Source organism: Lysinibacillus sp. K60 (genome assembly GCF_019731275.1).
Taxonomy (GTDB): Bacteria; Bacillota; Bacilli; order Bacillales_A; family Planococcaceae; genus Lysinibacillus; species Lysinibacillus capsici.
The window spans coordinates 15244-37985 of record NZ_JAASJR010000002.1; the positions used below are offsets into that span (position 1 = coordinate 15244).

29 protein-coding genes, 1 pseudogene and 1 other annotated feature are annotated in these 22742 nt (G+C 36.6%); of the genes and pseudogenes, 7 read left to right on the forward strand and 23 right to left on the reverse strand.

Annotated features, from left to right (window positions below; translation table 11 throughout):
* Positions 1 to 34: 34 nt before the first annotated feature.
* Both HCH28_RS03755 and HCH28_RS03760 read right to left on the reverse strand, forming a co-directional pair.
* Positions 35 to 661 carry a nitroreductase family protein gene (locus tag HCH28_RS03755; protein WP_221679850.1) on the reverse strand — a complete coding sequence of 209 codons (627 nt, stop codon included), beginning with the start codon at positions 659 to 661 and terminating at the stop codon, positions 35 to 37.
* Between the two features lie 22 nt (positions 662 to 683).
* Positions 684 to 1088 carry an Ohr family peroxiredoxin gene (locus HCH28_RS03760; RefSeq protein ID WP_004228436.1) on the reverse strand — a complete coding sequence of 135 codons (405 nt, stop codon included), beginning with the start codon at positions 1086 to 1088 and terminating at the stop codon, positions 684 to 686.
* 150 nt (positions 1089 to 1238) lie between these two features.
* Here HCH28_RS03760 and HCH28_RS03765 point away from each other — a divergent pair, with 150 nt between their 5' ends.
* Complete coding sequence (locus HCH28_RS03765) at positions 1239 to 1676, forward strand: MarR family winged helix-turn-helix transcriptional regulator (protein WP_054549302.1); 438 nt, start codon at positions 1239 to 1241, stop codon at positions 1674 to 1676.
* A gap of 361 nt (positions 1677 to 2037) precedes the next feature.
* Entirely contained in the window at positions 2038 to 2268 is a 231-nt protein-coding gene (locus tag HCH28_RS25370) for a hypothetical protein (protein ID WP_341275676.1), read from the forward strand.
* Positions 2269 to 2326: 58 nt separating this feature from the next.
* On the opposite strand, the gene HCH28_RS03775 is transcribed toward HCH28_RS25370, so the two are convergent.
* The 13 genes from HCH28_RS03775 to HCH28_RS03835 all read right to left on the reverse strand — a co-directional run bounded on the left by HCH28_RS03775 (position 2327) and on the right by HCH28_RS03835 (position 13224).
* Positions 2327 to 3103, reverse strand: coding sequence for a basic amino acid ABC transporter substrate-binding protein (locus tag HCH28_RS03775; protein WP_004228443.1), 777 nt, complete (start codon positions 3101 to 3103; stop codon positions 2327 to 2329).
* Between the two features lie 249 nt (positions 3104 to 3352).
* Complete coding sequence (locus tag HCH28_RS03780) at positions 3353 to 3862, reverse strand: hypothetical protein (RefSeq protein ID WP_066037867.1); 510 nt, start codon at positions 3860 to 3862, stop codon at positions 3353 to 3355.
* Positions 3859 to 4338 carry an RNA polymerase sigma factor gene (locus HCH28_RS03785; RefSeq protein ID WP_221680406.1) on the reverse strand — a complete coding sequence of 160 codons (480 nt, stop codon included), beginning with the start codon at positions 4336 to 4338 and terminating at the stop codon, positions 3859 to 3861. The genes HCH28_RS03780 and HCH28_RS03785 overlap by 4 nt, the downstream gene beginning before the upstream one ends.
* 193 nt (positions 4339 to 4531) lie before the next feature.
* A complete protein-coding gene (locus HCH28_RS03790; RefSeq protein WP_221679851.1) occupies positions 4532 to 5326 on the reverse strand; it encodes a nucleotidyl transferase AbiEii/AbiGii toxin family protein in 795 nt (264 codons plus the stop codon).
* A 494-nt stretch (positions 5327 to 5820) separates the two neighbouring features.
* Positions 5821 to 6582, reverse strand: coding sequence for an ANT(4')-I family aminoglycoside nucleotidyltransferase (locus HCH28_RS03795; protein WP_221679852.1), 762 nt, complete (start codon positions 6580 to 6582; stop codon positions 5821 to 5823).
* Between the two features lie 102 nt (positions 6583 to 6684).
* Positions 6685 to 7176 (reverse strand): immunity 22 family protein, encoded by a 492-nt coding sequence (locus HCH28_RS03800; protein ID WP_221679854.1) that lies wholly within the window; start codon positions 7174 to 7176, stop codon positions 6685 to 6687.
* A gap of 4 nt (positions 7177 to 7180) precedes the next feature.
* Positions 7181 to 7735 (reverse strand): hypothetical protein, encoded by a 555-nt coding sequence (locus tag HCH28_RS03805; RefSeq protein ID WP_221679856.1) that lies wholly within the window; start codon positions 7733 to 7735, stop codon positions 7181 to 7183.
* Positions 7736 to 7798: 63 nt separating this feature from the next.
* Positions 7799 to 8587: a class I SAM-dependent methyltransferase gene (locus HCH28_RS03810; protein WP_221679857.1), complete on the reverse strand. Its 789-nt coding sequence runs from the start codon at positions 8585 to 8587 to the stop codon at positions 7799 to 7801.
* Complete coding sequence (locus tag HCH28_RS03815) at positions 8575 to 9006, reverse strand: BrxA/BrxB family bacilliredoxin (RefSeq protein WP_004228455.1); 432 nt, start codon at positions 9004 to 9006, stop codon at positions 8575 to 8577. The genes HCH28_RS03810 and HCH28_RS03815 overlap by 13 nt, the downstream gene beginning before the upstream one ends.
* Before the next feature lie 588 nt (positions 9007 to 9594).
* Positions 9595 to 9807 carry a hypothetical protein gene (locus tag HCH28_RS03820; RefSeq protein WP_221680427.1) on the reverse strand — a complete coding sequence of 71 codons (213 nt, stop codon included), beginning with the start codon at positions 9805 to 9807 and terminating at the stop codon, positions 9595 to 9597.
* Between the two features lie 6 nt (positions 9808 to 9813).
* Complete coding sequence (locus tag HCH28_RS03825; RefSeq protein WP_221679858.1) at positions 9814 to 10041, reverse strand: M15 family metallopeptidase; 228 nt, start codon at positions 10039 to 10041, stop codon at positions 9814 to 9816.
* Between the two features lie 60 nt (positions 10042 to 10101).
* Complete coding sequence (locus HCH28_RS24875) at positions 10102 to 10620, reverse strand: hypothetical protein (RefSeq protein WP_255600609.1); 519 nt, start codon at positions 10618 to 10620, stop codon at positions 10102 to 10104.
* A 519-nt stretch (positions 10621 to 11139) separates the two neighbouring features.
* Positions 11140 to 13224 (reverse strand): Ig-like domain-containing protein, encoded by a 2085-nt coding sequence (locus tag HCH28_RS03835; protein ID WP_221679859.1) that lies wholly within the window; start codon positions 13222 to 13224, stop codon positions 11140 to 11142.
* A gap of 656 nt (positions 13225 to 13880) precedes the next feature.
* Between HCH28_RS03835 and HCH28_RS03840 the strand changes: the two genes are divergently transcribed.
* Positions 13881 to 14138: a hypothetical protein gene (locus HCH28_RS03840; RefSeq protein ID WP_231595671.1), complete on the forward strand. Its 258-nt coding sequence runs from the start codon at positions 13881 to 13883 to the stop codon at positions 14136 to 14138.
* A gap of 172 nt (positions 14139 to 14310) precedes the next feature.
* Here HCH28_RS03840 and HCH28_RS03845 read toward each other — a convergent pair whose 3' ends face one another.
* Complete coding sequence (locus HCH28_RS03845) at positions 14311 to 14511, reverse strand: hypothetical protein (RefSeq protein ID WP_221679860.1); 201 nt, start codon at positions 14509 to 14511, stop codon at positions 14311 to 14313.
* A gap of 265 nt (positions 14512 to 14776) precedes the next feature.
* Between HCH28_RS03845 and HCH28_RS03850 the strand changes: the two genes are divergently transcribed.
* On the forward strand, positions 14777 to 14911 hold the full coding sequence (locus tag HCH28_RS03850; RefSeq protein WP_255600612.1) for a hypothetical protein: 135 nt from the start codon (positions 14777 to 14779) through the stop codon (positions 14909 to 14911).
* A 15-nt stretch (positions 14912 to 14926) separates the two neighbouring features.
* Here HCH28_RS03850 and HCH28_RS25375 read toward each other — a convergent pair whose 3' ends face one another.
* On the reverse strand, positions 14927 to 15160 hold the full coding sequence (locus HCH28_RS25375; protein WP_048393774.1) for a DUF3953 domain-containing protein: 234 nt from the start codon (positions 15158 to 15160) through the stop codon (positions 14927 to 14929).
* 140 nt (positions 15161 to 15300) lie between these two features.
* Between HCH28_RS25375 and HCH28_RS03860 the strand changes: the two genes are divergently transcribed.
* Both HCH28_RS03860 and HCH28_RS03865 read left to right on the forward strand, forming a co-directional pair.
* Complete coding sequence (locus HCH28_RS03860) at positions 15301 to 16197, forward strand: hypothetical protein (RefSeq protein WP_221679861.1); 897 nt, start codon at positions 15301 to 15303, stop codon at positions 16195 to 16197.
* A gap of 49 nt (positions 16198 to 16246) precedes the next feature.
* The gene (locus HCH28_RS03865) at positions 16247 to 16456 is read left to right on the forward strand and encodes a hypothetical protein (protein ID WP_048393776.1); all 210 of its coding nucleotides are present in this window, start codon (positions 16247 to 16249) and stop codon (positions 16454 to 16456) included.
* A gap of 58 nt (positions 16457 to 16514) precedes the next feature.
* Here HCH28_RS03865 and HCH28_RS03870 read toward each other — a convergent pair whose 3' ends face one another.
* Together HCH28_RS03870 and HCH28_RS03875 are read right to left on the reverse strand one after the other, a co-directional pair.
* A complete protein-coding gene (locus HCH28_RS03870) occupies positions 16515 to 17075 on the reverse strand; it encodes a DUF4256 domain-containing protein (RefSeq protein WP_112117990.1) in 561 nt (186 codons plus the stop codon).
* Positions 17076 to 17093: 18 nt separating this feature from the next.
* Positions 17094 to 17381: pseudogene (locus HCH28_RS03875) on the reverse strand (RNA polymerase alpha subunit C-terminal domain-containing protein).
* A 420-nt stretch (positions 17382 to 17801) separates the two neighbouring features.
* Here HCH28_RS03875 and HCH28_RS24885 point away from each other — a divergent pair.
* The gene (locus HCH28_RS24885) at positions 17802 to 18089 is read left to right on the forward strand and encodes a hypothetical protein (protein ID WP_255600615.1); all 288 of its coding nucleotides are present in this window, start codon (positions 17802 to 17804) and stop codon (positions 18087 to 18089) included.
* Between the two features lie 193 nt (positions 18090 to 18282).
* Here HCH28_RS24885 and HCH28_RS03885 read toward each other — a convergent pair whose 3' ends face one another.
* From HCH28_RS03885 to HCH28_RS03900, 4 genes are all read right to left on the reverse strand, one after another.
* Positions 18283 to 19125 (reverse strand): DUF5700 domain-containing putative Zn-dependent protease, encoded by an 843-nt coding sequence (locus HCH28_RS03885; RefSeq protein WP_221679862.1) that lies wholly within the window; start codon positions 19123 to 19125, stop codon positions 18283 to 18285.
* A gap of 429 nt (positions 19126 to 19554) precedes the next feature.
* The gene (locus HCH28_RS03890; protein ID WP_221679863.1) at positions 19555 to 20025 is read right to left on the reverse strand and encodes a peptide-methionine (S)-S-oxide reductase; all 471 of its coding nucleotides are present in this window, start codon (positions 20023 to 20025) and stop codon (positions 19555 to 19557) included.
* A gap of 189 nt (positions 20026 to 20214) precedes the next feature.
* Complete coding sequence (locus HCH28_RS03895) at positions 20215 to 21576, reverse strand: amino acid permease (protein WP_221679865.1); 1362 nt, start codon at positions 21574 to 21576, stop codon at positions 20215 to 20217.
* Positions 21577 to 21654: 78 nt separating this feature from the next.
* Positions 21655 to 21906: a binding site (T-box leader), on the reverse strand.
* Positions 21907 to 22113: 207 nt separating this feature from the next.
* Positions 22114 to 22611, reverse strand: a complete 498-nt coding sequence (locus tag HCH28_RS03900) for a P-loop nucleotide/nucleoside kinase family protein (RefSeq protein WP_221679867.1) — start codon at positions 22609 to 22611, stop codon at positions 22114 to 22116.
* Positions 22612 to 22742: the final 131 nt, after the last annotated feature.

Sequence of the window (22742 nt, forward strand, 5' to 3'; positions counted from 1 at the left end):
ATGTCCTCACGTGTATCAAGGACATTGCTTGAAATTATTTATTAAAGCGAACAATGCGGTCTATTGGTAGGCGTGAAGAACCATATGCTGGGGCTGCCGCTTCACCAATGGCTAATAATAAAATAGGAATTTCATTTGCTGGTAATTCCATGTATTCAGCAAATTTTGCTTTATCAAACCCACCCATCGGAACGGTATCATAGCCCATTTCCTTCGCTAATAGCATGATTTGCATCGATACTAAGCCAGCATCAAAATGTACGATATTTTCTAATGTTTTTGTTGGTGCTGAACCATACATTGTCAGCGCATCTTGTGCAAGCTTATTGGCAATTGGTTCTGGCATATAGCCCAGCTCCACATTTTTTGCATAGATTTCCTCAGCATTTACATACATCTCTATATCACCAATGACAGCAATAATAGCAGAGGCTGTTTCGATTTGCTCTTGATTAAATGAAAAGAAGTTAATATTCTTCTGAATTTCCTTATCATCAATCACAAGAAAGCGCCATGGCTGCATATTACTTGAAGAAGGTGCTGAAGTAGCATCCTGCAACAGCTGCATGATTGTTTCACGCGGAATTTTAGTCTCTGCATTGTATTTACGAACAGATTTACGCATTTGCATAATTTGTTTTAATGATGTAGTTGATAACATGTAGTTTCCCTCTTTTCACAATTTAAACTGCTTTTATTGTTACATTAATATTGCCCATTGTGGCTTTTGAATATGGGCACACCGTATGTGTGACCTCTAATAATTCCTGTGCTTCCTCCACTGCTAGTCCTTCAATATGCCCTTCGATTTCCACTGCAAGCACATAGTCAAAAGAAGCTTGCTCCATTAATTTCACTGTTACTTTAATTGTTGATGCATTTTTTAGTTTCTTTTGGCGTTTAATTAAATCTAATGCACTATTAAAACAAGCACTATAGCCAGCTGCAAATAATTGTTCTGGGTTTGTCACATCGGCTAATTTGGAGCCTGGTGGTGCAATTTTTAACGATAAAGATTGATCTTCTGCATAGGATGTGCCACTACGGCCACCTTCATTAATCATTGTAGTTGCGTATAATTCTTTCATAACTGAAAACCCCTTATCTTTTGTTATTAATTAAATTGTATACAATCTAATTTCCACAAATTGAATTGTACACAATTTAATTGCGTTTGACAAGTAGGAACTTTATTTTTAATATAAATGGTAGAAGAAGAACTTTAAGAGGGGATTTTTATGCCTAATCATTTAGATAATCAGCTGTGCTTTCTTTTGTATGCAACATCAAAGGAAATCACTCGGCAATATACATTATTATTGAAGCCTTACGATCTTACTTATACAGGCTATATCACTTTATTAGCTTTAGAGGAAAACGAACAGATAACGGTGAAAGAATTGGGCCAACGTTTATTTTTAGATTCAGGAACATTAACACCGTTGTTAAAAAAATTAGAGGCAAAGAATTACATTTGTCGTGAGCGTTCTAAGGAGGACGAACGATTAATGAAAATATATTTAACTAAGGAAGGCGTAGATGTAAGAAGGAAACTACCTGAAGTGTCCCGCCAAGTGATGAAGCAATCTAATATCTCGGAGCAGCAATTTGTACAACTGAAAAATGTACTTCAAGATATCGTTTACAACGACTGGAAAATAAAAGATGAAAACTAACGCATAGCTATTCCATTAATAGGATTAGTCTCCCCATCAGCAAACCTAATAAAGTAGACCTGTCAGTGCAAATAAGAAGGTTGGAGCTACATTAGCTTCAATCTTTTTTGTTTTTCTCTCCCTCATCTCTTCAAATTGTTAATAATCATGTGACTATAGTTGAGGTGTTTGGATGAAAACATGGACAAATAAACATAAATGCCCCCATCGAAAACGTTTGGAAATTATTTGATGGCTCTTTAGCTGATATGCAGAAGATTATGCCACAGGTAATTGAAAACAAGCCTGTAAAAGTAACGGAAGAAGTGGTTGGCAGTTATTTATCGCCAAAAATATAAAGAAGGAAAACGTATCGAAGCGTATGAATTCGAATACACCTGATAAAAAAATATTGAAAGTACTCGCTAATATGTTTGAAATTACGGCTTACTATGACTTAAACAAAATAAATGAAACAGTGACTTCCTTTACTTATACCGTAACAAATAATGCGTTAAAATGGTTCGTCAAATTATTTTTATTGTTTGCATCGGACAAAGAAGTCGTACAATTTTTAGAACGGGTCAAAAGAGTTGCTGAAGCGCAAGATTAGCACCTAAAAAATAACCGTAGAACTCCCCATGAGGTGAGCTTCTACGGTTTATTTATTACTAAAAGTCTGAACCTGTAATTTCTTTTAACTTACCGTTTTCTTTAATCTTTTTAAGGCCTTCATTTAACTTATCTAAAAGCTCTTTGTTTCCCTTTTGGACCATGAAACCATAGTATTCTTTTTCGAAGGAATCATCTTTAATTACTTTGATTTTGTCATTTGGATGTGCCTTGATATATTCATAAACAACTGAATTATCTCCAATCGCCGCTTCTACGTTGCCATTCAGCATCTCTTGAATAGCAATTGGTTGATTTTCGAAAGCAAAAATGTTGGGACTAGATTCACCCTGTAGCTTTTTGGCAGCCATATGACCAGTTGCATTAATTTGTACTGAAATCTTTTTGTCTTTTAATTCATCCAATGATTGGATCTTTGAATCTTCTTTCACCACGATTAATAATTGAGATTCGTAATACGGCTCAGTAAAATCAAATGTTTCCTTACGCTCGTCCGTAATGGTAATCCCTGCACCACCAATATCTGTTTCACCATTTTTAATTGTTTGGAATACAGGCTCCCAACCAATACTTTCCCACTTCACTTCAAAATCCATTTCATCCGCGATTGCTTGTAGCACATCCACATCAATCCCTACAATATTCCCTTTATCATCAAGAGAAACGATAGGTGCAAATGTAGCCTCAGTACCTACCTTATAAACTTTTTTACTATCTCCATCACCTGATGATGTATTGTCTTTCGAGCCGCAACCCGCTAAAACTAGCGTGAAAGCTGCCATAATTGTAAGCAACACCATTAAATTTCTTTTCATAGCCCATCCCCCTAGTATGATATTTTTCCATAATGCGTATTATTTTTCGCAATTCGGAAATGTAAGACTATTACGTAAATTATAGTGACAATATTCTCTTTAGACAATACTTTTTTGTATAAAAATAATCATTTCTTTATAAATAGTATTATTCAATCTCGTTTTTAGGATAAAAAGGAATAAATAGTTAATCGGAAGATATAAAAAAAGAATCTCCCTTAGGAAATTCTTTTTTGAGTATCTAAATCTTTATCGTATTGGATGTTCAAAATTCCAATTTGTATAAATGGCAGCAGCCTGAACTGGGTTTGAGGAGGTATCTTCTGTATAGCCGCCAATTAAATTACCTACTCTAAAAGTAGGCTCAAAAAGCTGTTCCTCCTTAGGTGGTGCTGTCGGTCCGTCTATTCCTATTTTGGTTTTGTCTGTCACGACTACTTCCATACCGTTATCCAATGTAAAGCTCAGCCCATCTTCTCCGACTTCTGTAATGGTCCCTTCGATATTTACTAGCGCACTTGCCGCAGGAGCTGAATGGTCCGCAACAATTCTCTCCGTCAAATCAATTGGTGTATCATGATTTATATTTACCATAGCAAGGACAGCAATCACTGCACAGGCTACTAAGCTTCCAACACTAATTCTTACTTTTTTCATAAAGGACCTCTTTTCATATTTCATCATCTCTTCCTGCATCTTACGCTTAAATTCCTCAGAAGCATGAATCTGCTTCATCACATTCTTATAAGCATTCATCATACTTTGCTCCCCTCTTCTAGAATCGTTTTCAGCTTCATTCGTGCCCTTCTGAGCTTTGAGCCTACTGTATTTACGTTGATCTCTAATAAATCAGCCATCTCTGCTGTTGTATAGCCCTCGTAATAATGTAAATAAACAATGACTCTCTCTTCTGGAGGAAGCTCAAAAATTTCAGTAAGAACCATCTGCTCCTCCTTGGCAATAAAGGCCATTTCGTCTGTAATGGGTATCGTCTTCTTCACCCGTGGAGACTTAAAATAATCCTTGCACTTATTGAATGTCACCTTTATGAGCCAAGCCTTTAAATGTGCTTCATGAGCGAAGGGCTTGTTCTGCCTCATCAGTGTCATATAAACCTCCTGCACAATGTCCTCTGCCTCAGCCATATTTTTGGTCTGTTGCACAGCAATTCGTATAAGGGTGTCACTATATGTTTGAACAATTTCTTGCACACTTAAGCCAGCAAACTTTATCATATTTTTCACCTAACCTCCTTCATGACATAATACGATTCAACTTTATCTATTCGTGCAACAGATACACTTTAGCTACATTTTAATAAAAAGAAGAAACCATTCATGAGACATACAAATGTATCCCCCTAATAAATTACTGAATAATAGCCATGCAAAAACCCGCAAACCGTAGATGATTTGCGGGTCTCTCTCTTCATTGCCAAGCTCGATTGTTCCATTGCTTGAAAAATTCGTCCTCAGCCAAAATAGCTTCATAAATAGGGATAAAGAATTGTTTCAGAATCCCTGTCATCTCGAGTGTAGAAGTTAGCTCAATTGTAAAATGATGACGATCAAATAAGTCCACAATATACGCCTGCAATCTTCGTCCTTCAATAGTTTGCGTTTGTAGCAATTGTTGTACTTCATTTATTGTTTTTTCAGTCTTTTCTAATGCTGGGCACTGGTAAATTTCGATAAATTTTTGTGCCAGTACGAATTCTGTTGGATATGTATAAACCACCGCAGCCTTATTGTCTAGCAAGCTTGGAAAATTAATGGCCTTTGGTGTTATTCGCATGTTTTCTTTAAAGGTAATCCTAACTTCTATGTATACAGTCATTTTGCCCAATGTAGCTGGTATGCTTAGTTGAATATTGTCATTCGATACGGACGATTTGATCTGCTGTGCATTCCATTCAATACCATCCGCTGGTATTGCTAGTGAGCAAATTTCATTAAAGGCCTGTTTCACTATATCGTGTTGATGAACGCTTGCTTGCGCTGTCAGCGTGACTTCTTTGGAAGGGTTCATCGCTCCATTTGTTAAAGCAAATAAAAGTAGATCCCCATCTAGATAAAATTGATCTTCATAGGAGGATACGGATAGACGATAAAGCAGTCTTTCTTGGCAATAGTGTGATACTAGCTGATCCATATTGTCTTGCCGTGTAACCATTTCTTCTAATTGTGTCACGACATTCGTTGATAGTGTGTCGATATTTCCCATTGACATCCCTCACCTTTTTGATTTTTCTGATTTTTTATGCAGAATTTAGATTTTTACCAAAATTCATGCTTTTATTATCACTTATTTATGGAAGAGAGTAAACGGTAATGTATACCAAAAAGGCCTGTCATGGTTGAACATGACAGGCTTTAAAATTAGACAAGGGGCAGCCTCGCTGTTGCGAAACTACCCCTTTAGTATTTATAGGTAACATTCTCGTAAATTGTAAAAGTCTCAACCCAATCGTCTGGGGAATATTATCTTGAAACCAAATTCGTTTCATCACCGCGGTAAAATTCCACTGTGTGCCTTCTAACTTAAGCAACGCAAACCCTACCATCTTTTGCGTCCTTGCAGCCCCAAAGCATGCGCCAGTGTGAATAAGTATCTACAAAAACAAAAAGCAGAATGCCAGATTACGGAAATATGCTACCTAAAATAGCACGTTTTCTATTATAGCACCTTATACTATAAAAGTAAAGTACTATAAAAAATTACCAAGGAATCTCCTTAGAGCATTTAATCTGATAGCCCTTTTCAGCTGTCCATTGGAGAAGTGTTTGCCAAAAGTTTTCACAGGTAGCTAGGATTTGCTGAGGATTCGTTAGATTGCCCGTCATGACCATTTCAGCTAATGCTTTTAACCCGTGTGGCTGATCATCCATCGCTAAAGCCTCAGGTAATACTTGTGCGGATGTTGTATAGCACTGCCTATGGTGTAATCCTACTATCATGGCACCTGTCATCACTATTTTCATCGCCAGTATCGGCAAAAATGTGGTGGGACCCTGAACAGCTATGTTCCTTAATTTCCCCATGTATTCATACATTTCTTCTACAATGGTTTTGCAAATTGCTTCCTTAAATCGGGCATTCTCCACAGTGGCCGCTTTCTCTTTGAGTTCTAGAAAAAAGCCAGAAGGATCATAAAGTGGCTGTAAATCGAAAAACTTCCCATTTGTTAATGGCCAATCTTCCTCAACCGTTATGGCTTCTTCAATAATCACTTCTGCCTGATCGAAATTGACCTCTGCCTTCCAATCTCCTGAAGTCCATTCATAGCTATAGCTGTGATCTAATTGATGACAGATACACTTAAGCTCAATGTCGGAAAACGGGCCATCTGTTTTTCTAGCCAGCGAGCCATAAATACCAATTGCTCGAACATTTGCCCCATATTTTGCGATAACTTGTTGCGCAATCGAGTGGGCAATCTGCATGCGTTCATCACTTGTCTTTTTTCTTGGTCCAATCATTTACATCGCTCCTTTTATAATAAGATCGTTGTTATTGAACCAAGGTGGACCACGGGCTTAACGAGGAATTTTTGCTGGTGACATCATCAAAATCTCCTTTCATCACATTTCCTGCAATTTAATAGAACATACAAAATCGATATGAAACGCTTCATGGCTTACAGATTGAATGTGACCCTCATATTTCATGTCATATAGTAAAATTATTGCATTATAAGCTTTCTGTAGTTCATTCCCCATTTTGGCTAGCACTTGATGTTTAAATTGCTGCGAATAGGAAAATTCATCACAAAGTAGTTGCTTAAGTTGGTTTGAAGCTGCTTCGTAAAATAGCGCTTCACAAAAATCCTCGTCGAAGGTTAAGCCGAAATCGTATTCAAATTGATTGTAGAACTCATCATAAAGTGCTTTAAACTCTTCCTCACAAGTACGGTGCTGATTTTCTGGTAAAAAAAGCTTTGCTAACTTTTGTGAAAAGGCTTCATCCGTTTCATCTTCTCCCTGATAGACAGTGGCAAGATATGTATGTAACTGTTCTTCGCTTGTAAAATTACCAACCCATATGGAAACATAGCCATTCTGTTCATCATCCATGACCTCACCCCTTTCTTGAATAAATCAATGCACCGCCTGAGCCCATTATTATTAAATGCTTGCCAGATGGAGAAAATCCACATTTAACTATACCATCCAATCGCTGTAAATCAATAGCTGTCGCATTTTTTAAATAAGTATAATTAGTTGTATATAGATAATCGAGTACTACTGTTGCACGTGGCCACCAAGGATAAATAACTTCAACCTGCCAGCCATCTGCTGTCATATGAATCCCATCCCCAGCTTCAAAGCCGAAAATAGATATTGACCCCTGAGGTAATTGAAACGATAAACGGTCTTCACTCATTCTGTCGTAGGTTTCATCCACATCTCGTTGTCGATGAAGTTGACGACCTGTTATAGGCTCAGTGACACTATAGCCAGAGCCACTAATTAGCACGATGTTTTCCTCATGATCCCAACCGCAAGCCAAAACACCATTGGCAGCAATGATCGTTTCATACGCCCATGGAATAGGAGGTTTCGTGCAGATCAACGATTGTGCATTCGCCAGCAATTCTAGCTCAAAGGGAGTTCGCCTATCATTGTTCACCATATTATTCCACCCTCCTCTTTTATTACCATATACTAAAAAAAGGCTTGTCTCAAGAACAAGCCTCTATACCTCTAACACACCATAATGAAATTTTGCAGTTATCCGTTCATGCTGCTGAAAGCCATAGGTCGCAAACCACTCTGAGCGAAAATGTGCCTTTAACACCACACGCTTTTTCGCTACACGTTTGGCTTCATGAACCCATTCATCGGTTAATGTGACATGCTCCCCTGCTAGCCGTAGTGACTGAAAATTATTGGCCTCTTCAATAATCTTCTCAAACATCGGGTCCAAATAAACCACATCAAATGCATTGTCTGGTAAGGTGTTTAAATAGCGAACAGCCTCTGACTGTATTACCTCGATGTGTCGCATACAGGCAGTTAACGGTAGCTCGGATGTATCATAGGCTTGCATCCCCTGTCTAACAATAAACGCTACATTTGGATTCGCTTCTAGTCCGACAACACGACCTGCTTTACCCACTGTATAAGCCGCTAACATGGCATCTGCCGCTAAACCTAACGTACAATCTAACACAGAATCCCCCACTTGAAGCTGTGCCGCTTCCAAAAAAGGCTCTGCCTCACCACGGGCAACACGCTTTAATCGAAACGCCGCAGAATTGGGGTGAAAGAAAAACGGCTCCTGCGTCCCATAGGCATAATACTCGAAGCGATTCTTCCCAGCGACCATCACATGTGCCTGCAACTCCTGCGAAATTTTGCGAACAGAGCGCTTGTTCCGTGGCTCAAACGTAGCACCTAATTCTTGACACGCAAAAGCAGCGAGCGCCATCGATACATCATCTGGTCTGCCCGCTGTCGTCACTATCGTTTTTAGTTCTCGCATGTTTGCTCTAACACGCCAGTTAAATGAGAGACAATCTGCTCCACAGGGAATCCCTCAATTTGTTCACGTGGGATAAAGTAAGCCAACTCCCCATCCTTTAAAATCGCCATAGATGGTGAGCTAGGTGGCACATCCTCAAAATAACCACGCATCGCCGCAGTCGCCTCTGGATCCTGCCCCGCAAACACCGTCACAAGATGATCTGGCTTCACCGCTGCAATCGCCTCACGCGCCGCTGGACGAGCAAGCCCTGCCGCACACCCACAAACCGAGTTAATCACCACTAACGAAGTTCCCTTCGTCTCTGCCATAAATTCATTCACCGCATCCGCAGTTGTTAGCTCCGTAAAACCAGCCTCCACAAGCTCCTCACGCATCGGCTTCACAACCTGCTTCATATATTCATCATAAGCGTTCATGCTTTTACCCTCTTTCCTATGTATTCGCAAGGCTTATTATAGCAAGGTTTTGTGTGAATGTACAAAGACATGCTTCTCGCCTGATTTCGTGGGTTTTCGGGGGGAATGTGACTTTTTCGTGATTTTGGTGACTTTTTTGTGTAACGGATAGTGGCTTTACATTTTATCACGTATTAGTTTGTGGAAATAATTACATATATGAAATAGAGCAATACATTGTTAAGATTTTATAGGTCTAACATCCTAAGGAGAAATTTTTGAATTGAAATTGAGGTGAGTTAAATGACGTTCGCATTGTTTGGATTATTATGTATACCCCTTTTTTATCTTTATCATTACCTGCGTGACCAATTTATTGATTTTTTGTGCGACTAGTCCATTAGGGCTTTTTATCGGTGTTATGGCAACTGATACCGGAGAAATCCCTATAGCTTCATTCATTTTAGGATTTTTATTCATTACTGGTTTACCATTACTTTTCTTCATTTGGTCACTAAGAGATTTTCTGATTTTATATAAAAATTAAGATAAGCAGTAAATAAAAACATAAAAAAACCCATTACCAATTAAGGTAACGGGCATCTACTGTTAAGCGCTACGATGTGCAATTATAATCTTCAAACCTTCAAAATCACTATCCGTCAATGTACCAGCATCAAATTTATCTGGATGTGATTTATCGATAAGCTTTTTGTCCACTGCTTGCTTAAGGTAATCACAAGCTGCAGCTTTGAGTATTTCATTCGTAAATCGCATTGTATCATCATCCTTCACTATCGATTTAGCTGTATTGTCCTCCACAATTAATTACACTTGGTATTTGCTATTAGTGGGAATAATCACTTGTCCTTCAATTTCATATTCTTTTGGCATAATCCAAGTTGGTTTAACTTCAAAATGTGGACGATCAATGTTCGCTGTCCAATCTCCACCCCATGTAATACTAAGCTTTATTGCAATAGCACCGACTCGACTTAGTGTTGTCACATCATATAAAGAGTGTGGGGGCAAACTGCGATATCCCATGCTAATCATGACTTATGGTTTCTGTCCATGGTCAAGTAACGATCTGCCCTGCATCCTCTCAACGTTTTCTTAATTAAAATCAGTTTCAAATGCCTTAACCAGTTGTTCCCATTGTTTTACAACTGAACTCCAATTTTGCTCAGGGAAGCTGTTAGCAGTATAGTTAGACAAACTCAATGCTTCTCCAACCCTTAAAATATATTCTGTATCCGCTTTTCCCCATTTTTCTACCTCAAATAAATCACTTTTTGGCAAAGGTTCTAAAAAATTGTATATGCTCAGTAGCATCTTTTTTTCTTTATCATTCAACACACTACTTGCGAAATTATTAGTTATTACCGAATCAACTAAAAGACCTTTTACCTTATCTAGCTGAATCATTACAATTTGAGGGTCCTGAAAATCATTTTCTTTTTGATTGTTTATTGCTAAATTTAATTCATATAATTTGAGGTTTAGGTTATAAATGAAGTATTCTTGTTTCCTCGAATTATTTTCTATAAACGTCACTACAAAAAATAAATTCAATAGTAAGCTAATGGGTAACAAAATTAATAACGCTTTATAAATCTTTGTTTTATTAATCATTTCAACTCCTATATCTTATTTATTTTTAAACGACTAATTGACATATATTTTTAATTAAATAAGTTAATACTAAATTTAATTTCCTTAAATGTAAATAATTACAAATTATGATAATTTCTAAGGGGTAGGCACAGCATGTGTTGTTTTTCACCGATGCAGAGAATTAACTTTTGTTCTCTGAGACGACCACTAGAAATGGAATAGAACAAATATAAAATTTCTATTCTATCTCTTTTTAGTGTGAACATAAAATTATAGCTAAAGAAACCAACCATAATAACAATAGATATGCCAAGAGTAAAATATTCGTATTGACAAAATCTATTTCAAATTTATTTATTACCCTTGTAGTTATTGATGTAAGAATTGATGAAAAGACTATCTTTATATAATTTCCCATCATTGTTTCTATTTCAAGCTTTTCAATATAATAGATTACCATAAACCACTTTCAAACGAATGAAAGTCACTAGAAAAGGACACGTCCATAGACGCATCCTTTAGCTTGTAAAATTAGTTCTATTGGAAATTAAAAGTCCATGTCATCGACCCAGTTTTATTGTTAATATCTGTGTAATCAAATGTTATCTGCGCTTCCCCAATACCATTCTTCTGCACATTTAAAGAAACATGTCCTGAGGGATTTGGACCTGTAATCGTTGCAGTAGCAATATTGTCATCATTGCTTCTCGGATTACTGAAAATGACAGTTGAATTGTTTTCCCCTGTTATGGCAACCGTCAAATTCACAATAGTTGACATGGCATAAGATCCACCAATTGTCCCCCCATCAACATATGGTGGTGAAATATTAACTCTTGGTGTATCTGGAATTGTTACCGTTACGGGTGCTGACTTGTAAGCCACTACTCTAGTATTATTATCCACTATTTTATAGTTTACCGTTACATCACCAGCTGTAACACCTCTTATAGCCCCTGTACTTTGCTGAATTATCGCAGCTCCTGTACCATTTGTTACAGTCCAGATGATGGATTGTCCGACTCCTGAAGGCGTGAAATTAGTTGCTGCTGAGCCCCAGCCAATAACTGAATAAGGTGCTGGCACCATGGGTATTGCAGCTACTGCTGCTTGTGGATGAACTGTCACAGTTGTCGTACCTTTTTCAATTACTACGCCATTAGCATCCATTCCTACATACGTAATAACTGAGCTACCTGCACTTATAGCTGTTACTTGGCCAGTTGTAGGATTCACTGTCGCTACACTTGTTGGTTCAGCTACAAAACTTTTGTTTGTTGCTGTTGCAGATAAGCCTGCTCCTACAGAAGCTGTTATCACTTCGTCCATTTGCAGTACTTGCGAATATGTTGGGCTTTTTGCTGTTGCCTCATCATATACAGTGAGACTCACAGAATTCATTTTACCATTACTACTAGTATACGAAATGGTTGTTGTGCCCGGTGTGTGAGCAGTAATTTCACCTGTACTAGAATGAACTGTTGCAACACTAGTATTGCTTGATGACCACATTATGGTGCCTGATTCGGTTGTTTCTGCTGTTCTACTAGTCGTCTCTCCCAGTTGTAAAACAGATGATGACGTTCCTACGCCAGTAATCGCTGCACCATTGCTATGGGTCACTGTGAAAGTAACTGAAGCTGTTTTTAATCCATCTACCGTTGTTGCTGTTATGGTCACAGTCCCTATACCAGTCGCTATTACTTTCCCCTGTCCGTTAACAGTTGCAACGTTCAGATCTGATGAAGACCATCTCACAAGTTTATTTGTCGCATTTGCAGGTACAACCGTTACTGTTAGTGTCTTTGTTTCACCAATTTGAAGATTTTCTATTACCTCATTCAATGTAATCCCGACTACAGGAATTACACTTGGTGTTGGTGTAGGATCTGGGGTTGGGGTTGGCTCTGGTTTTGGCACCGGTTTTGGCTCTGGCTTTGGTTCTGGCTTTGGTTCTGGCTTTGGTTCTGGCTTTGGTTCTGGTTCTGGTGTTACTTTATCAATCTGCTTTAAAAACCGAGACGCAACAAGGGCAACTTGTTGTCTTTCAGCTATTGCTTGTGGATTGAAACGATTTAATGTATCGCCTGTCATTAGGTTTGATGCTACTGCAAAACCTACCGCATCCCTTGCCCAAGCAGAAATTTTATGTTGGTCATCAAAAGTAAGCTGCTCGCCAAGGCCAATAGATTCGCCACCTAATGCTCTAGCAAATAGAGTAGCCATTTCTTGACGTGTTAAACCTGAGCCAACCCCGAACTTCCCATCACCTGTCCCATTTATTAATCCAGCTTTAACTGCTGCTTCGATAGCTGGATAAGCATAATGAGTTGTTGGAATATCGGTAAATGTTGGAGTACTTGGAGAGTTAGTTAGATTCAAATTCAGTGCTTTCGCTAAAATTATAGCAAAATCTTGTCTTGTAATTGCTGATGTTGGTCTAAATTCACCATCTGGATAACCATTTATAATGCCTTTTTCCACTAACTCGTTGATAGCATTTTTTGCATAGGAATTCTCAATATCAGAGAAATCCACTGCAGCAAAGGTGACTGTATTTATTGAAAGAAATGAAACGACAAAGCTTAATAAGAATACTATGCTAATAATAATATTTTTCAAAATAACACTCCTTAGTTTAGTTTGGAATAAGTATCTTTCATCTTCACTTATTAATTTTTATAGCCATTTAATGTCGTTTCTATTAACAAACGTTAATAGTACTGTTAATTGTTTAATTATTAACAGCTTAGAATTATTCTTTGCTTGTACAGCGACTTCTCACTTTACTTAGAGCTCTATTTCACATCACAAATTACTTGTTAAATTGTATCCCTCCTATCAACAAACTCATCTAGTTTTAATAGGGTCTTCCACAATAAATATTCTTTACCTATTACTTTTTTTCCTTCTGTAATTCAAACCATCCGTTCAATATATATTGATATTGCAAATTTTTCATATTCAATATATGCTTCTTCGGCAGTGGTAGTTATGATAGTTTATATCCAACTGACTTAATACTGTGTTCTTAATAGTATTTCACCACGTTTTTTCAATGCTTACTGGTGCCATCATCTGTTCTGATTAAACCTGAAATTCAATTACTAAAAAAAGTAAATATACTAAATCTTTTCAAGTTCAGTACGATAACAACTATGGAACTAAAAATGTGATTAGGAAGGTGATAATTTATCATGATGACGACCAATTTCTCTACTATGCAATATTTAATGTCACGAAAGTCCTCGTCAAAGTATTATGGGTTGACACGACAAATGAGCAAGGAAGTTAAAGCTACATCGAAAGAGGAACAAGAAAAAATAAATAATGTAAATAAAATTCTTGAAGAAAGTAAAACTTCTAAACTATCTAGCAAACAAATTGAAACGTTAAAAAGCGCAGTAAAGCAAGGGTTATTAGGATCTAGTTCTAATCATTTAAGCCCGTTAGGTATGTATAACTATAAAAAATCAATCTCAAGTTCGAATTCAAACTTACATTCAACTTTGAGAGCTTATCGAAATTCTATCTAGTTTTTAAACACCCTTTAACCTATTAGAGGGTGTTTTGTCTTGTAAGACAGCTTTCATATCATGGTATTCAATTAACCAGATTCGAACATATGTATGCTTTTAAATCCTTTTCCCCTTTTAAACGTCCACTATATAAAAAGGATCACTTTCCTATCAGTGACCCTTTCAACGATTATTTAAAATTCTGTGGTTTTACCACTTTAAATGAAGCAACTTCCCCGCAGTTTTTACAAAAAGTCATTTGGAGTGGTGACCCTACCGCCATAATTGCTCCAATAGGTCGTATATTTCCTTGGCTTGTAGTACCACCCACCTGTCCAGTCGTAAAGGTATCCTGCCCACAAGCCTTGCAAACTAATTTTTCATTCTCCATTATATCACCTCATTTTATGTAATTTATGTAAATTATAACATATAAATATCTGGTATGAGCGATGAGCGGGTCTGACCCATCAAATCTATAAAATATCTAGGAAAATAATGAAGAAAATATTCTTATTATTTATTTTGTTATTGCTTGTAGGGTGTAATGAAATCAGTTAAAACGGAGGAAAAAACATTTGATTTCCTGATGAAATCCTAAAAATAATAATGATGGGACAAGGGACAAATCGTGAGGTAAAGACGAACATTTGAACATGACATCGACAGAAAAAAATGCCATGCAAATTTTAACTGAATCCCATCCAGATGAAGGGCCATTATATACTTTGGAAGTGATTTATGAAAGTGTCTGGAAGGACTTGATTGATGTATGCTATTACGAAAATTAACAGTGGTTGCTTCCTTTAAATCAAGACAAAGCTCTGAACGGACACATAGATTGAAAATATAGATACCCCCATTAGGAACCAACCATAAACTGTTCGCTGTTTTTGAAATTCTTGAATACCTAAAGTGAACATGAAAAAGCCTAAGAACAATATCATGAGGTAATTCAATTGGAAATCTCGTGTGATTAATCCGTAAGCTGCTAAAGATATGCCTGTGATAGAAAAAATAATTTTTAAACAATTTAACATAAATTCCCACACCCTTTTTAGTAACTACAATATAAATTATTTCGTGCAGTGTCAATATACTTAGCTACTTCTTTTCATTTTCTGTATACATCTACCTATACTTTCCTATATAGTAATATAAAAGGAGGTTGCATGGAAATATGTCGTTATTATTGGCATTTTTGGGCTTTTTAGGTTTTATTGTAGGTCTCGTATTAATAGTGATTGGACTTATTAAAAAGAAAAAAATGAAGGGCGGACTTGTATTAGGTATCTCAGTTGTTATATTTATTGTTGGATTCATATTAACGCCTGTTGATGGAACAGAATCAGGTAAACAAGCTGACACCCATGAAAAAGTGGAAACTGTGACAAAACCTAAAGAAGAAACCCCAGAAGAGAAAGCTGCTCGTGAAGCAAAGGAAGCTGAAGAAAAAGCATTGGCTGAACAAAAGGCAAAAGAAGAAGCTGAAGTTCGAGCAAAAGCTGAGGCCGAAGCAAAAGCAAAAGCTGAAGCTGAAAGAATCGCTAAACTAGAAGCTCTAAAAATAAATGGCTCTGGTGATACAGCTACAAAGAAATTCAAATTAGAGAAGGGTTTCGTTATTGTAGATGCAACTCATCAGGGGTCTAGCAATTTTGCTGTTAAACTATTAGACGCTAATGCTAACATGATCAAATTAGTTGTTAATGAGATTGGTAACTACACTGGTAAGAAAATTTATGCTGTACCCACTGGTGAATATCAGTATGAAGTAACAGCAAGTGGTCCATGGACGATTAATATGTCCCAAGAAATTCCTGCTGAGGTTGCACCTGAAGGCAAAGTTGCAGGTACAGGTGATAGCGTAGTATTTATGAATATTTCAAAAGGTGCTAAAACCGTTGCTTTCACGCATGACGGCTCTAGGAATTTTGTAGTGAAAGCTAATGACAGCGTTTTATTAGCTAATGAAATTGGTACTTACAGTGGCTCAAAAGTTCAAAAAGTAGAGGATACTTCAATTTACTACTTTGATATAACGGCTGATGGGAATTGGTCTATGACATTTGAATAAATATCTGTTTAAGTAAATTTATCGCCAATACAGAAAGGAAGCGTCGTAAATGAAACAGTGGCGACATAGTAAGAGTTTTGTTATCTCTTGGTATGCTTTACTTTTAATTTGGATTATCATGCCAATTTATTTGTCGATTCCAAGTATCATCACTATTTTATTCATCATGTTTTCAGCATTTGGAGCTTGTGTGAATCACATTAAATATATCAAAAGAAGTAAAAGGCCATATGTCAAAATTATTGATTTAAACAAATAAAATTTTCTATAAAAAAAGGCATATGCTCATCCGCAGATCGGACATATGCCTTTATTTCTTAAACTCTTAACGATCCACGGAAGCCTCTTGCTGCGTAGTAGGATTCTGCCCCATTGTGGTACATAAAGACCATGTCATAGCGACGATCGCAGAAGATAGCTCCGCCTAGTTTGCGAATGTTGTCAGGTGTTTGTACCCAGCTTGATGTTTTTAAATCGAACTTGCCGAGCTCCTGTAGTTGGCGATATTGCTCCTCTGTTAACAGCTCAATGCCCATTTCCTTGGCAACATCCATAGCCGTATTTTCAGGCTTGTGATTTTTTCTAGATTCCCATGCTTCACGGTCATAACATAAACTTCTGCGACCTTTAGGACTTTCCGCAGAACAATCATAGAAAATGAACTCATCCGTGTTTGCATCATAGCCAACTACATCTGGTTCACCGCCTGTTGCTTCCATTTCGTAGAGCGACCATAGTTTCTCCCTATTAGCCTCTAGCCTAGCTTGGACATTTGCCCAGTCAAGCCCTTCATGACGAGATGTATTTTTCTCGAAGCGAACTTGCAAAGTATTGATTAGTTCCTCGGTTTGCTCTTGTGATAATTCTTTCGTTGACATTGTTGTCTTCCCCCTCACTTATTTAAATGACAAGCCTTCTTCTTTCAATGATGATCTCATAATTGGTAAGGAGGCTGGTCCAACACCATGCAATTTTAAGATATCCTTTTCCGTATACATAGATAGTTTTTCCAACGTATCAATACCTGCGTGTACGAATGCATTTCTTGCAGGTGAACTCAATTTGGAAAGGAAGCCACTGCTAGGTTTATTTTCCTAATCACAGGTAGGGCAGCTTGGACAATCTGTGCTTTTGTAAAATGGATGTCCTTTTTCACAAACTTTTAACCTTTTTTCTGCCAATATCATCCCTCCAAACCCAATGCTTTTGTCCATTTTACCATATTTCATCAAAGGGATTGAAAATGGAAACTTTAATTTTTCTGCAATTCACGCTCTAATGAAGTTGCTGCTACATTTACGATATAGCAACTTTCAATAGTTAACTTTAGCCAAATTCAATTACTCATCAAAAAACCTGTTAAAACAGCCTAACCTCAACATTGGACCAGATAAACCTCTTGAACAAAATGAACGATAAGTTTTTTATTGGAAATCTATACTGCAAGGGAGTAGCATACTTGGATTTTAAATCATTGGTAAAAGAATATCTTGATATGATACAAGCAAGAGCTGAACGAGAAGTATTCTCCTAATACGATAAGAACATACTGCTACAACTTATGGTATTTCATTGTGTATTTGAAGAAAAAAGGGTTGGATATTTTGGATTTAGACGGTAAACCTGATGCTCTTACTAACTTCAAATTGTGGCTCATGAACCCATATAGATTTCATGGAAATGAGGAGAGGTTAGATTACGAATATGTTAAAGAAGACCTTAAAGTTTCTACTGTCAATGCCATCATAGATAGGGTAAGTTCTTTATTTCTTTGGCTTAAAGCTAGTGGAAGGATTAAAGAGAATCTGGTTGTGTATCGTAATGTCATGTTTACAAATGCGATGAGAGATAAAGATATATTATTTCCTACTCAGAGAAGCAAGTTGAAATAAGTTCGAGCAACACCTCTCGTAAATACTTGTTTTAAGATAAATAAGAAGAATCCATTTTGAAAGAGATTGTTCAAAATGGACTCTTCTTTAGCAGTTTTAAGTTTGTTTTTTATAAAAAGCTTGTTCATTTTCATCCTCTGTTACTCGACAATCGGGCCCGAATGTCAAATAACTTAACTCTAATTAAATCATTTTAAGTAAGTTCTAAAAGCACATTCTCTATTTCTTTATTGAAGGTAGATTCTTTCCAAAGTGTAACAGCCTCTTTCTCTTGATACTTTTCAATTAAGATTTGAATCACATTGTATCCAATAAAATACCCTAAACGTGTGAAACCAAAGTTGGAACCTCCATTAATTGAAAACCATTCATGGATAATTTCAGGTTGTGTACGTTTGTTCATATCTCCCAAAAAACTAGTGATAATATCTTTTTTGTTATCTTCTGCAAATCTTAACCATTCTTCTCCAGTATCATCGTATAAAAAATAGACCGATTTATCAGCATCAGCAACTTGTTCTGAAAAATACGTTGCACAACCTTCCTGAAACAGCGCTGTAAAGGGATGAAACCACTGAACTTTAGACCAATCCATACCCTCCTGATCTGATAAAATATTATGAAGCGTATGACCAAATTCATGAGCAATAATTACTTTTAAATGCTTATCATTAGAAGAGAGCTTTTCTAAACAAAAAGTCACTTCAGGAATAATTTGACGATGTGTAAATGCATTTGACCCATATGCTCCAACAATAATATGTACATCTTTAGTGAACTCGACATTATATTTTTGTCTGTAAGTTAACACAACTTGTTGAATTAGACTTTCGATTTTTCCACTCGATTCCTTTATCTCACTCATTTTGGAAGGATATTTTTGAATTGCGTTTTTAATCTTCTCATCTGCATTTTTACAATGATACAGAAAATATTCCTTGAAGTGTTGGGAGAACTTTTCATGGTAGTGTTTTAAGAACTGCTCCGAAGGCTTGTAGTTTAATAAAAAATATGGAACTGTATTATAAATGTTCATAATTACCGTCCTCCATTATATAACAATCCTCTTCATTAATTTGAACTATACTTTTAAATTTCTCCAAATAATTTTTAGTTCCTGCTTATTTCATACAGTTTTTTCATCAAAAATTTATTATAACTAATCGAACTTAATTATTATCAATCTTTATTAAAAGGCCACAAAAAAAGCCTGTATCCATAATTACTTGGTAATTGAAGATACAGGCTTTATCTTTAAAAAATAATAGTGATGTATTGATTTGATAATACATTGTTCAATACTATATACCAATACACTATCTTCCTTATTCTAACTATCATTTTTAGGTATAATGTTTACAAATAGCAGTCTCTCTCATTTTACAGACACACAGAATAGATAGTGTCATCCACTTCCCCCTCAAAACTGTTGTGTAGTTTAAAAAGAAAGGTCTCGTGAATTCCGTTATTTATATTTATTTAAAATTTCTACGGGAATATGACAATAATCATTTGGACATCTGGTTAATCTATCCTGATGCTCCTCTGCACTTCTGACATAGTTTGTTAGGGGCAACACTTCAACCATTATAAGCTTGTAATCATTTCTCTCTCTTAGAAATGCTCTCGCCTCTTTTAAATGCTCAGGATTTTCACTATATACGCCTGTTCTATATTTTTCGCCAACATCCTGTCCTTGTCTATTCAAACTGTAAGGATCAATGATTTCGAATAAATAGCCCATTAAATCTCGAATGGATACAACTGTTGGATCAAACCCCGTTTTTACACATTCAGCGTATCCATCATAATCGCCCTCAAGCGTACGACTTGTTCCATTCGCTCTTCCTGCTTCTGTAAACGTAACTCCTGGTAACGTTTTTATAAAAGCTTGTACGCCCCATAAACATCCACCAGCCAAATATACTACTCCCATCATGCCCCTCCTTTTTTGTCTAATACAGATCAATTTTATTATGAACCCATTCATAAAGGAAGGCACTCATCACATTCTTTACTAATGGATAAAAACTATTAAACCTTAGATAAATGTAACGAATCGAATATACCAAAAGGATTTTTTCACAATATGTTTGCGCTGTAGAGTATCAGTTTAAAAAGGTAACTACTTTTTAACATGTATTACTTTGTAGCCAATAAATAAGATGAAAAACCAAACTGGTGCGACATATAGGGCAACACGCATATCTGGAATAAACGCCATTAACACAATCACCATTAATAAAAATACAATTGCAATATACGTAGAAAGTGGGTAAAGCGGAATTTTGAATTTCAGTTTGGCTACTTCCTCTTTCGTTTTTGACTTCCTAAATTTCAATTGTGCTAATAAAATAATCATCCAGCTTGTAATAACTGCAACCGTCGCAACAGCAGAAATATAGATGAACACTTTTTCAGGTACTACATAATTTAAGACAACCGCGATTAATAACACAGCAGAAGAAAATAAAATCCCTCGACTTGGACTACCATTTTTGCTTACTGTTCTAAAATATTCTGGACCATTTTTTTGTACAGATAGGTTGTGTAGCATACGTCCTGAACCGTATAAGCCACTATTAAATGCAGACATTGCTGCTGTAATGACAACAAAGTTAATAATGTGAGCTGCAGCAGGGATACCAACGTAATCGAAAATTTGAACGAACGGGCTACCTTCTGAACCAACTTCGTTCCAAGGATAAATAACCATCATAACGCCTAGCGCCCCAATGTAGAAAATTAAAATACGCCAAACGATGTTGTTAATGGCTGATGGAATAGACTTGCTAGGATTTTTTGCTTCTCCTGCAGAAATACCCACTAATTCAACCCCACCGAATGAGAACATAACTAATACGAGTGACATTAAAATACCATGGAAACCGTTTGGCATGAAGCCACCATGTGCCCATAAATTATCAAAGCCAATTGCTTCACCGTGGTTGCCGACACCGAAGAAAATAATGGCTAGTCCTAGAACGATCATACCGATAATTGCCACAACTTTAATCATCGCAAACCAGAATTCGAATTCTCCATATGCTTTTACATTTGCTAAGTTTACAAGCGTCATCATCACAAGTACCACAAGGGCAGTTACCCATTGTGGAATATCTGGAAACCAGTAGTTAATATATACACCGACCACTGTTAATTCTGCCATGCCCACGACAATCCACATGAACCAATATGTCCAACCAGATAAGAACCCAGCAAAGCGTCCTAAATATTTATTCGCGTACATACTGAATGAGCCTGATACAGGTTCCGCTACTGCCATTTCACCTAATGCACGCATAATGGTGAAAATAACTAACCCGCCAATTAAATAAGCTAGTAAAATAGATGGTCCCGCCATTTGAATGGTTGAACTAGAGCCATAAAATAAACCGACCCCAATGGACCCGCCAAGTGCAATTAATTGCATATGACGCGTGCTTAATTCCCGCTTTAGTTGTGAATCTTGATGATTATCTTTCATAATGCTTACTCCCCATACGTTTAGATTTTCAAATACTTGCTCAAAAAAGGAATAAAAAAAACGCCCCTTTGGATTAACCAAAAGGACGATTCAACTCGTGTTACCACCTTTAATTTATAAGCAATTCACATTACTTACCTTAAGAAGTACGGTCATTTGACGATACTCTCGCACATGATTACGGGTGCTTACCGGCGTAGCCTACTTAGAATAATCCTTTCGGTACACAGCTCCAAGATGAATTCTCAATTGTTTTACATGCACCTCTCATCGACCGGTAACTTTCTGTTCGTAAAAATAATTGATACTACTTCTTTTCATAGCCTTTGTTCTATACAAATATTTTTGAATTGTTTTTCATTTTACAGAAAAAAAATAGTTTGTCAATATAATTTTAAAAAATTCTTCATAAACCGCATAAATTACAAATGACAATAATAGCTAATTTCTAAACAGCACTATGTTCTTCAAGTAATACCCCTGTTAGTTTAAGAAAAATATGACGTTCATTTAATAAGCGAGCCTGATAACTCTGTGTTATTCTTTCCCACTAAACTCCCATATATTTAAACCCTCGGAAGCTTCTGGTGCTTCAAAAAATTTAGTAACTTCAATAAACGTCGCTTCCGTGTCAAAAGCTGCTCTTTCGGGTTGTTCATTACGCCTTTGCGCAATTTGAACCAAGCATTGCTGGTTATTTAAATTAAGGAAAATTAGTTGATGGTTTGCATTGACCTCTGACGCTATATCCAAAAACCATTTTCGCTGTTTTTGAGTATTACCTGGAAAATCCATTACTACATCCGTACCAACACTCAATATGTTTTGGACATGCTTTTTCACCATCGGCTTGAGCTGTGCTGATAATTTTAGATAGTCCTCAAATGATGTGATCTGATTGGGATAAAGAGAGGAAAGCCACTCATCCTCAGATAAAAGGACCGCATTTTTTTCTTTAGCCAATTGTTTTGATTTTGTTGATTTTCCTGCCCCCATTTTTCCACAGAAAAAGTATAGAGTCCCCACTTGTTTCATATTTTTATTCCTCCGCACTTTTTTATTACCCTTGTAAAACTATAATTTTTGCAACAAGAAAAACGGATTCTACAATCAAAATCCGTTCTTTGTCATTTCTTATAGTAACTCTAACACAATATTTGAGAATA

Bases quoted from the DNA above. Each gene is read 5' to 3' on its own strand.
- HCH28_RS03755 (WP_221679850.1), bottom strand. From the start codon at position 661: ATGTTATCAACTACATCATTAAAACAAATTATGCAAATGCGTAAATCT.
- HCH28_RS03760 (WP_004228436.1), bottom strand. From the start codon at position 1,088: ATGAAAGAATTATACGCAACTACAATGATTAATGAAGGTGGCCGTAGT.
- HCH28_RS03765 (WP_054549302.1), top strand. From the start codon at position 1,239: ATGCCTAATCATTTAGATAATCAGCTGTGCTTTCTTTTGTATGCAACA.
- HCH28_RS25370 (WP_341275676.1), top strand. From the start codon at position 2,038: ATGAATTCGAATACACCTGATAAAAAAATATTGAAAGTACTCGCTAAT.
- HCH28_RS03775 (WP_004228443.1), bottom strand. From the start codon at position 3,103: ATGAAAAGAAATTTAATGGTGTTGCTTACAATTATGGCAGCTTTCACG.
- HCH28_RS03780 (WP_066037867.1), bottom strand. From the start codon at position 3,862: ATGATGAATGCTTATAAGAATGTGATGAAGCAGATTCATGCTTCTGAG.
- HCH28_RS03785 (WP_221680406.1), bottom strand. From the start codon at position 4,338: ATGATAAAGTTTGCTGGCTTAAGTGTGCAAGAAATTGTTCAAACATAT.
- HCH28_RS03790 (WP_221679851.1), bottom strand. From the start codon at position 5,326: ATGGGAAATATCGACACACTATCAACGAATGTCGTGACACAATTAGAA.
- HCH28_RS03795 (WP_221679852.1), bottom strand. From the start codon at position 6,582: ATGATTGGACCAAGAAAAAAGACAAGTGATGAACGCATGCAGATTGCC.
- HCH28_RS03800 (WP_221679854.1), bottom strand. From the start codon at position 7,176: ATGGATGATGAACAGAATGGCTATGTTTCCATATGGGTTGGTAATTTT.
- HCH28_RS03805 (WP_221679856.1), bottom strand. From the start codon at position 7,735: ATGGTGAACAATGATAGGCGAACTCCCTTTGAGCTAGAATTGCTGGCG.
- HCH28_RS03810 (WP_221679857.1), bottom strand. From the start codon at position 8,587: ATGCGAGAACTAAAAACGATAGTGACGACAGCGGGCAGACCAGATGAT.
- HCH28_RS03815 (WP_004228455.1), bottom strand. From the start codon at position 9,006: ATGAACGCTTATGATGAATATATGAAGCAGGTTGTGAAGCCGATGCGT.
- HCH28_RS03825 (WP_221679858.1), bottom strand. From the start codon at position 10,041: ATGATTAGCATGGGATATCGCAGTTTGCCCCCACACTCTTTATATGAT.
- HCH28_RS24875 (WP_255600609.1), bottom strand. From the start codon at position 10,620: ATGATTAATAAAACAAAGATTTATAAAGCGTTATTAATTTTGTTACCC.
- HCH28_RS03840 (WP_231595671.1), top strand. From the start codon at position 13,881: ATGAGCAAGGAAGTTAAAGCTACATCGAAAGAGGAACAAGAAAAAATA.
- HCH28_RS03845 (WP_221679860.1), bottom strand. From the start codon at position 14,511: ATGGAGAATGAAAAATTAGTTTGCAAGGCTTGTGGGCAGGATACCTTT.
- HCH28_RS03850 (WP_255600612.1), top strand. From the start codon at position 14,777: ATGACATCGACAGAAAAAAATGCCATGCAAATTTTAACTGAATCCCAT.
- HCH28_RS25375 (WP_048393774.1), bottom strand. From the start codon at position 15,160: ATGTTAAATTGTTTAAAAATTATTTTTTCTATCACAGGCATATCTTTA.
- HCH28_RS03860 (WP_221679861.1), top strand. From the start codon at position 15,301: ATGTCGTTATTATTGGCATTTTTGGGCTTTTTAGGTTTTATTGTAGGT.
- HCH28_RS03865 (WP_048393776.1), top strand. From the start codon at position 16,247: ATGAAACAGTGGCGACATAGTAAGAGTTTTGTTATCTCTTGGTATGCT.
- HCH28_RS03870 (WP_112117990.1), bottom strand. From the start codon at position 17,075: ATGTCAACGAAAGAATTATCACAAGAGCAAACCGAGGAACTAATCAAT.
- HCH28_RS03885 (WP_221679862.1), bottom strand. From the start codon at position 19,125: ATGAACATTTATAATACAGTTCCATATTTTTTATTAAACTACAAGCCT.
- HCH28_RS03890 (WP_221679863.1), bottom strand. From the start codon at position 20,025: ATGGGAGTAGTATATTTGGCTGGTGGATGTTTATGGGGCGTACAAGCT.
- HCH28_RS03895 (WP_221679865.1), bottom strand. From the start codon at position 21,576: ATGAAAGATAATCATCAAGATTCACAACTAAAGCGGGAATTAAGCACG.
- HCH28_RS03900 (WP_221679867.1), bottom strand. From the start codon at position 22,611: ATGAAACAAGTGGGGACTCTATACTTTTTCTGTGGAAAAATGGGGGCA.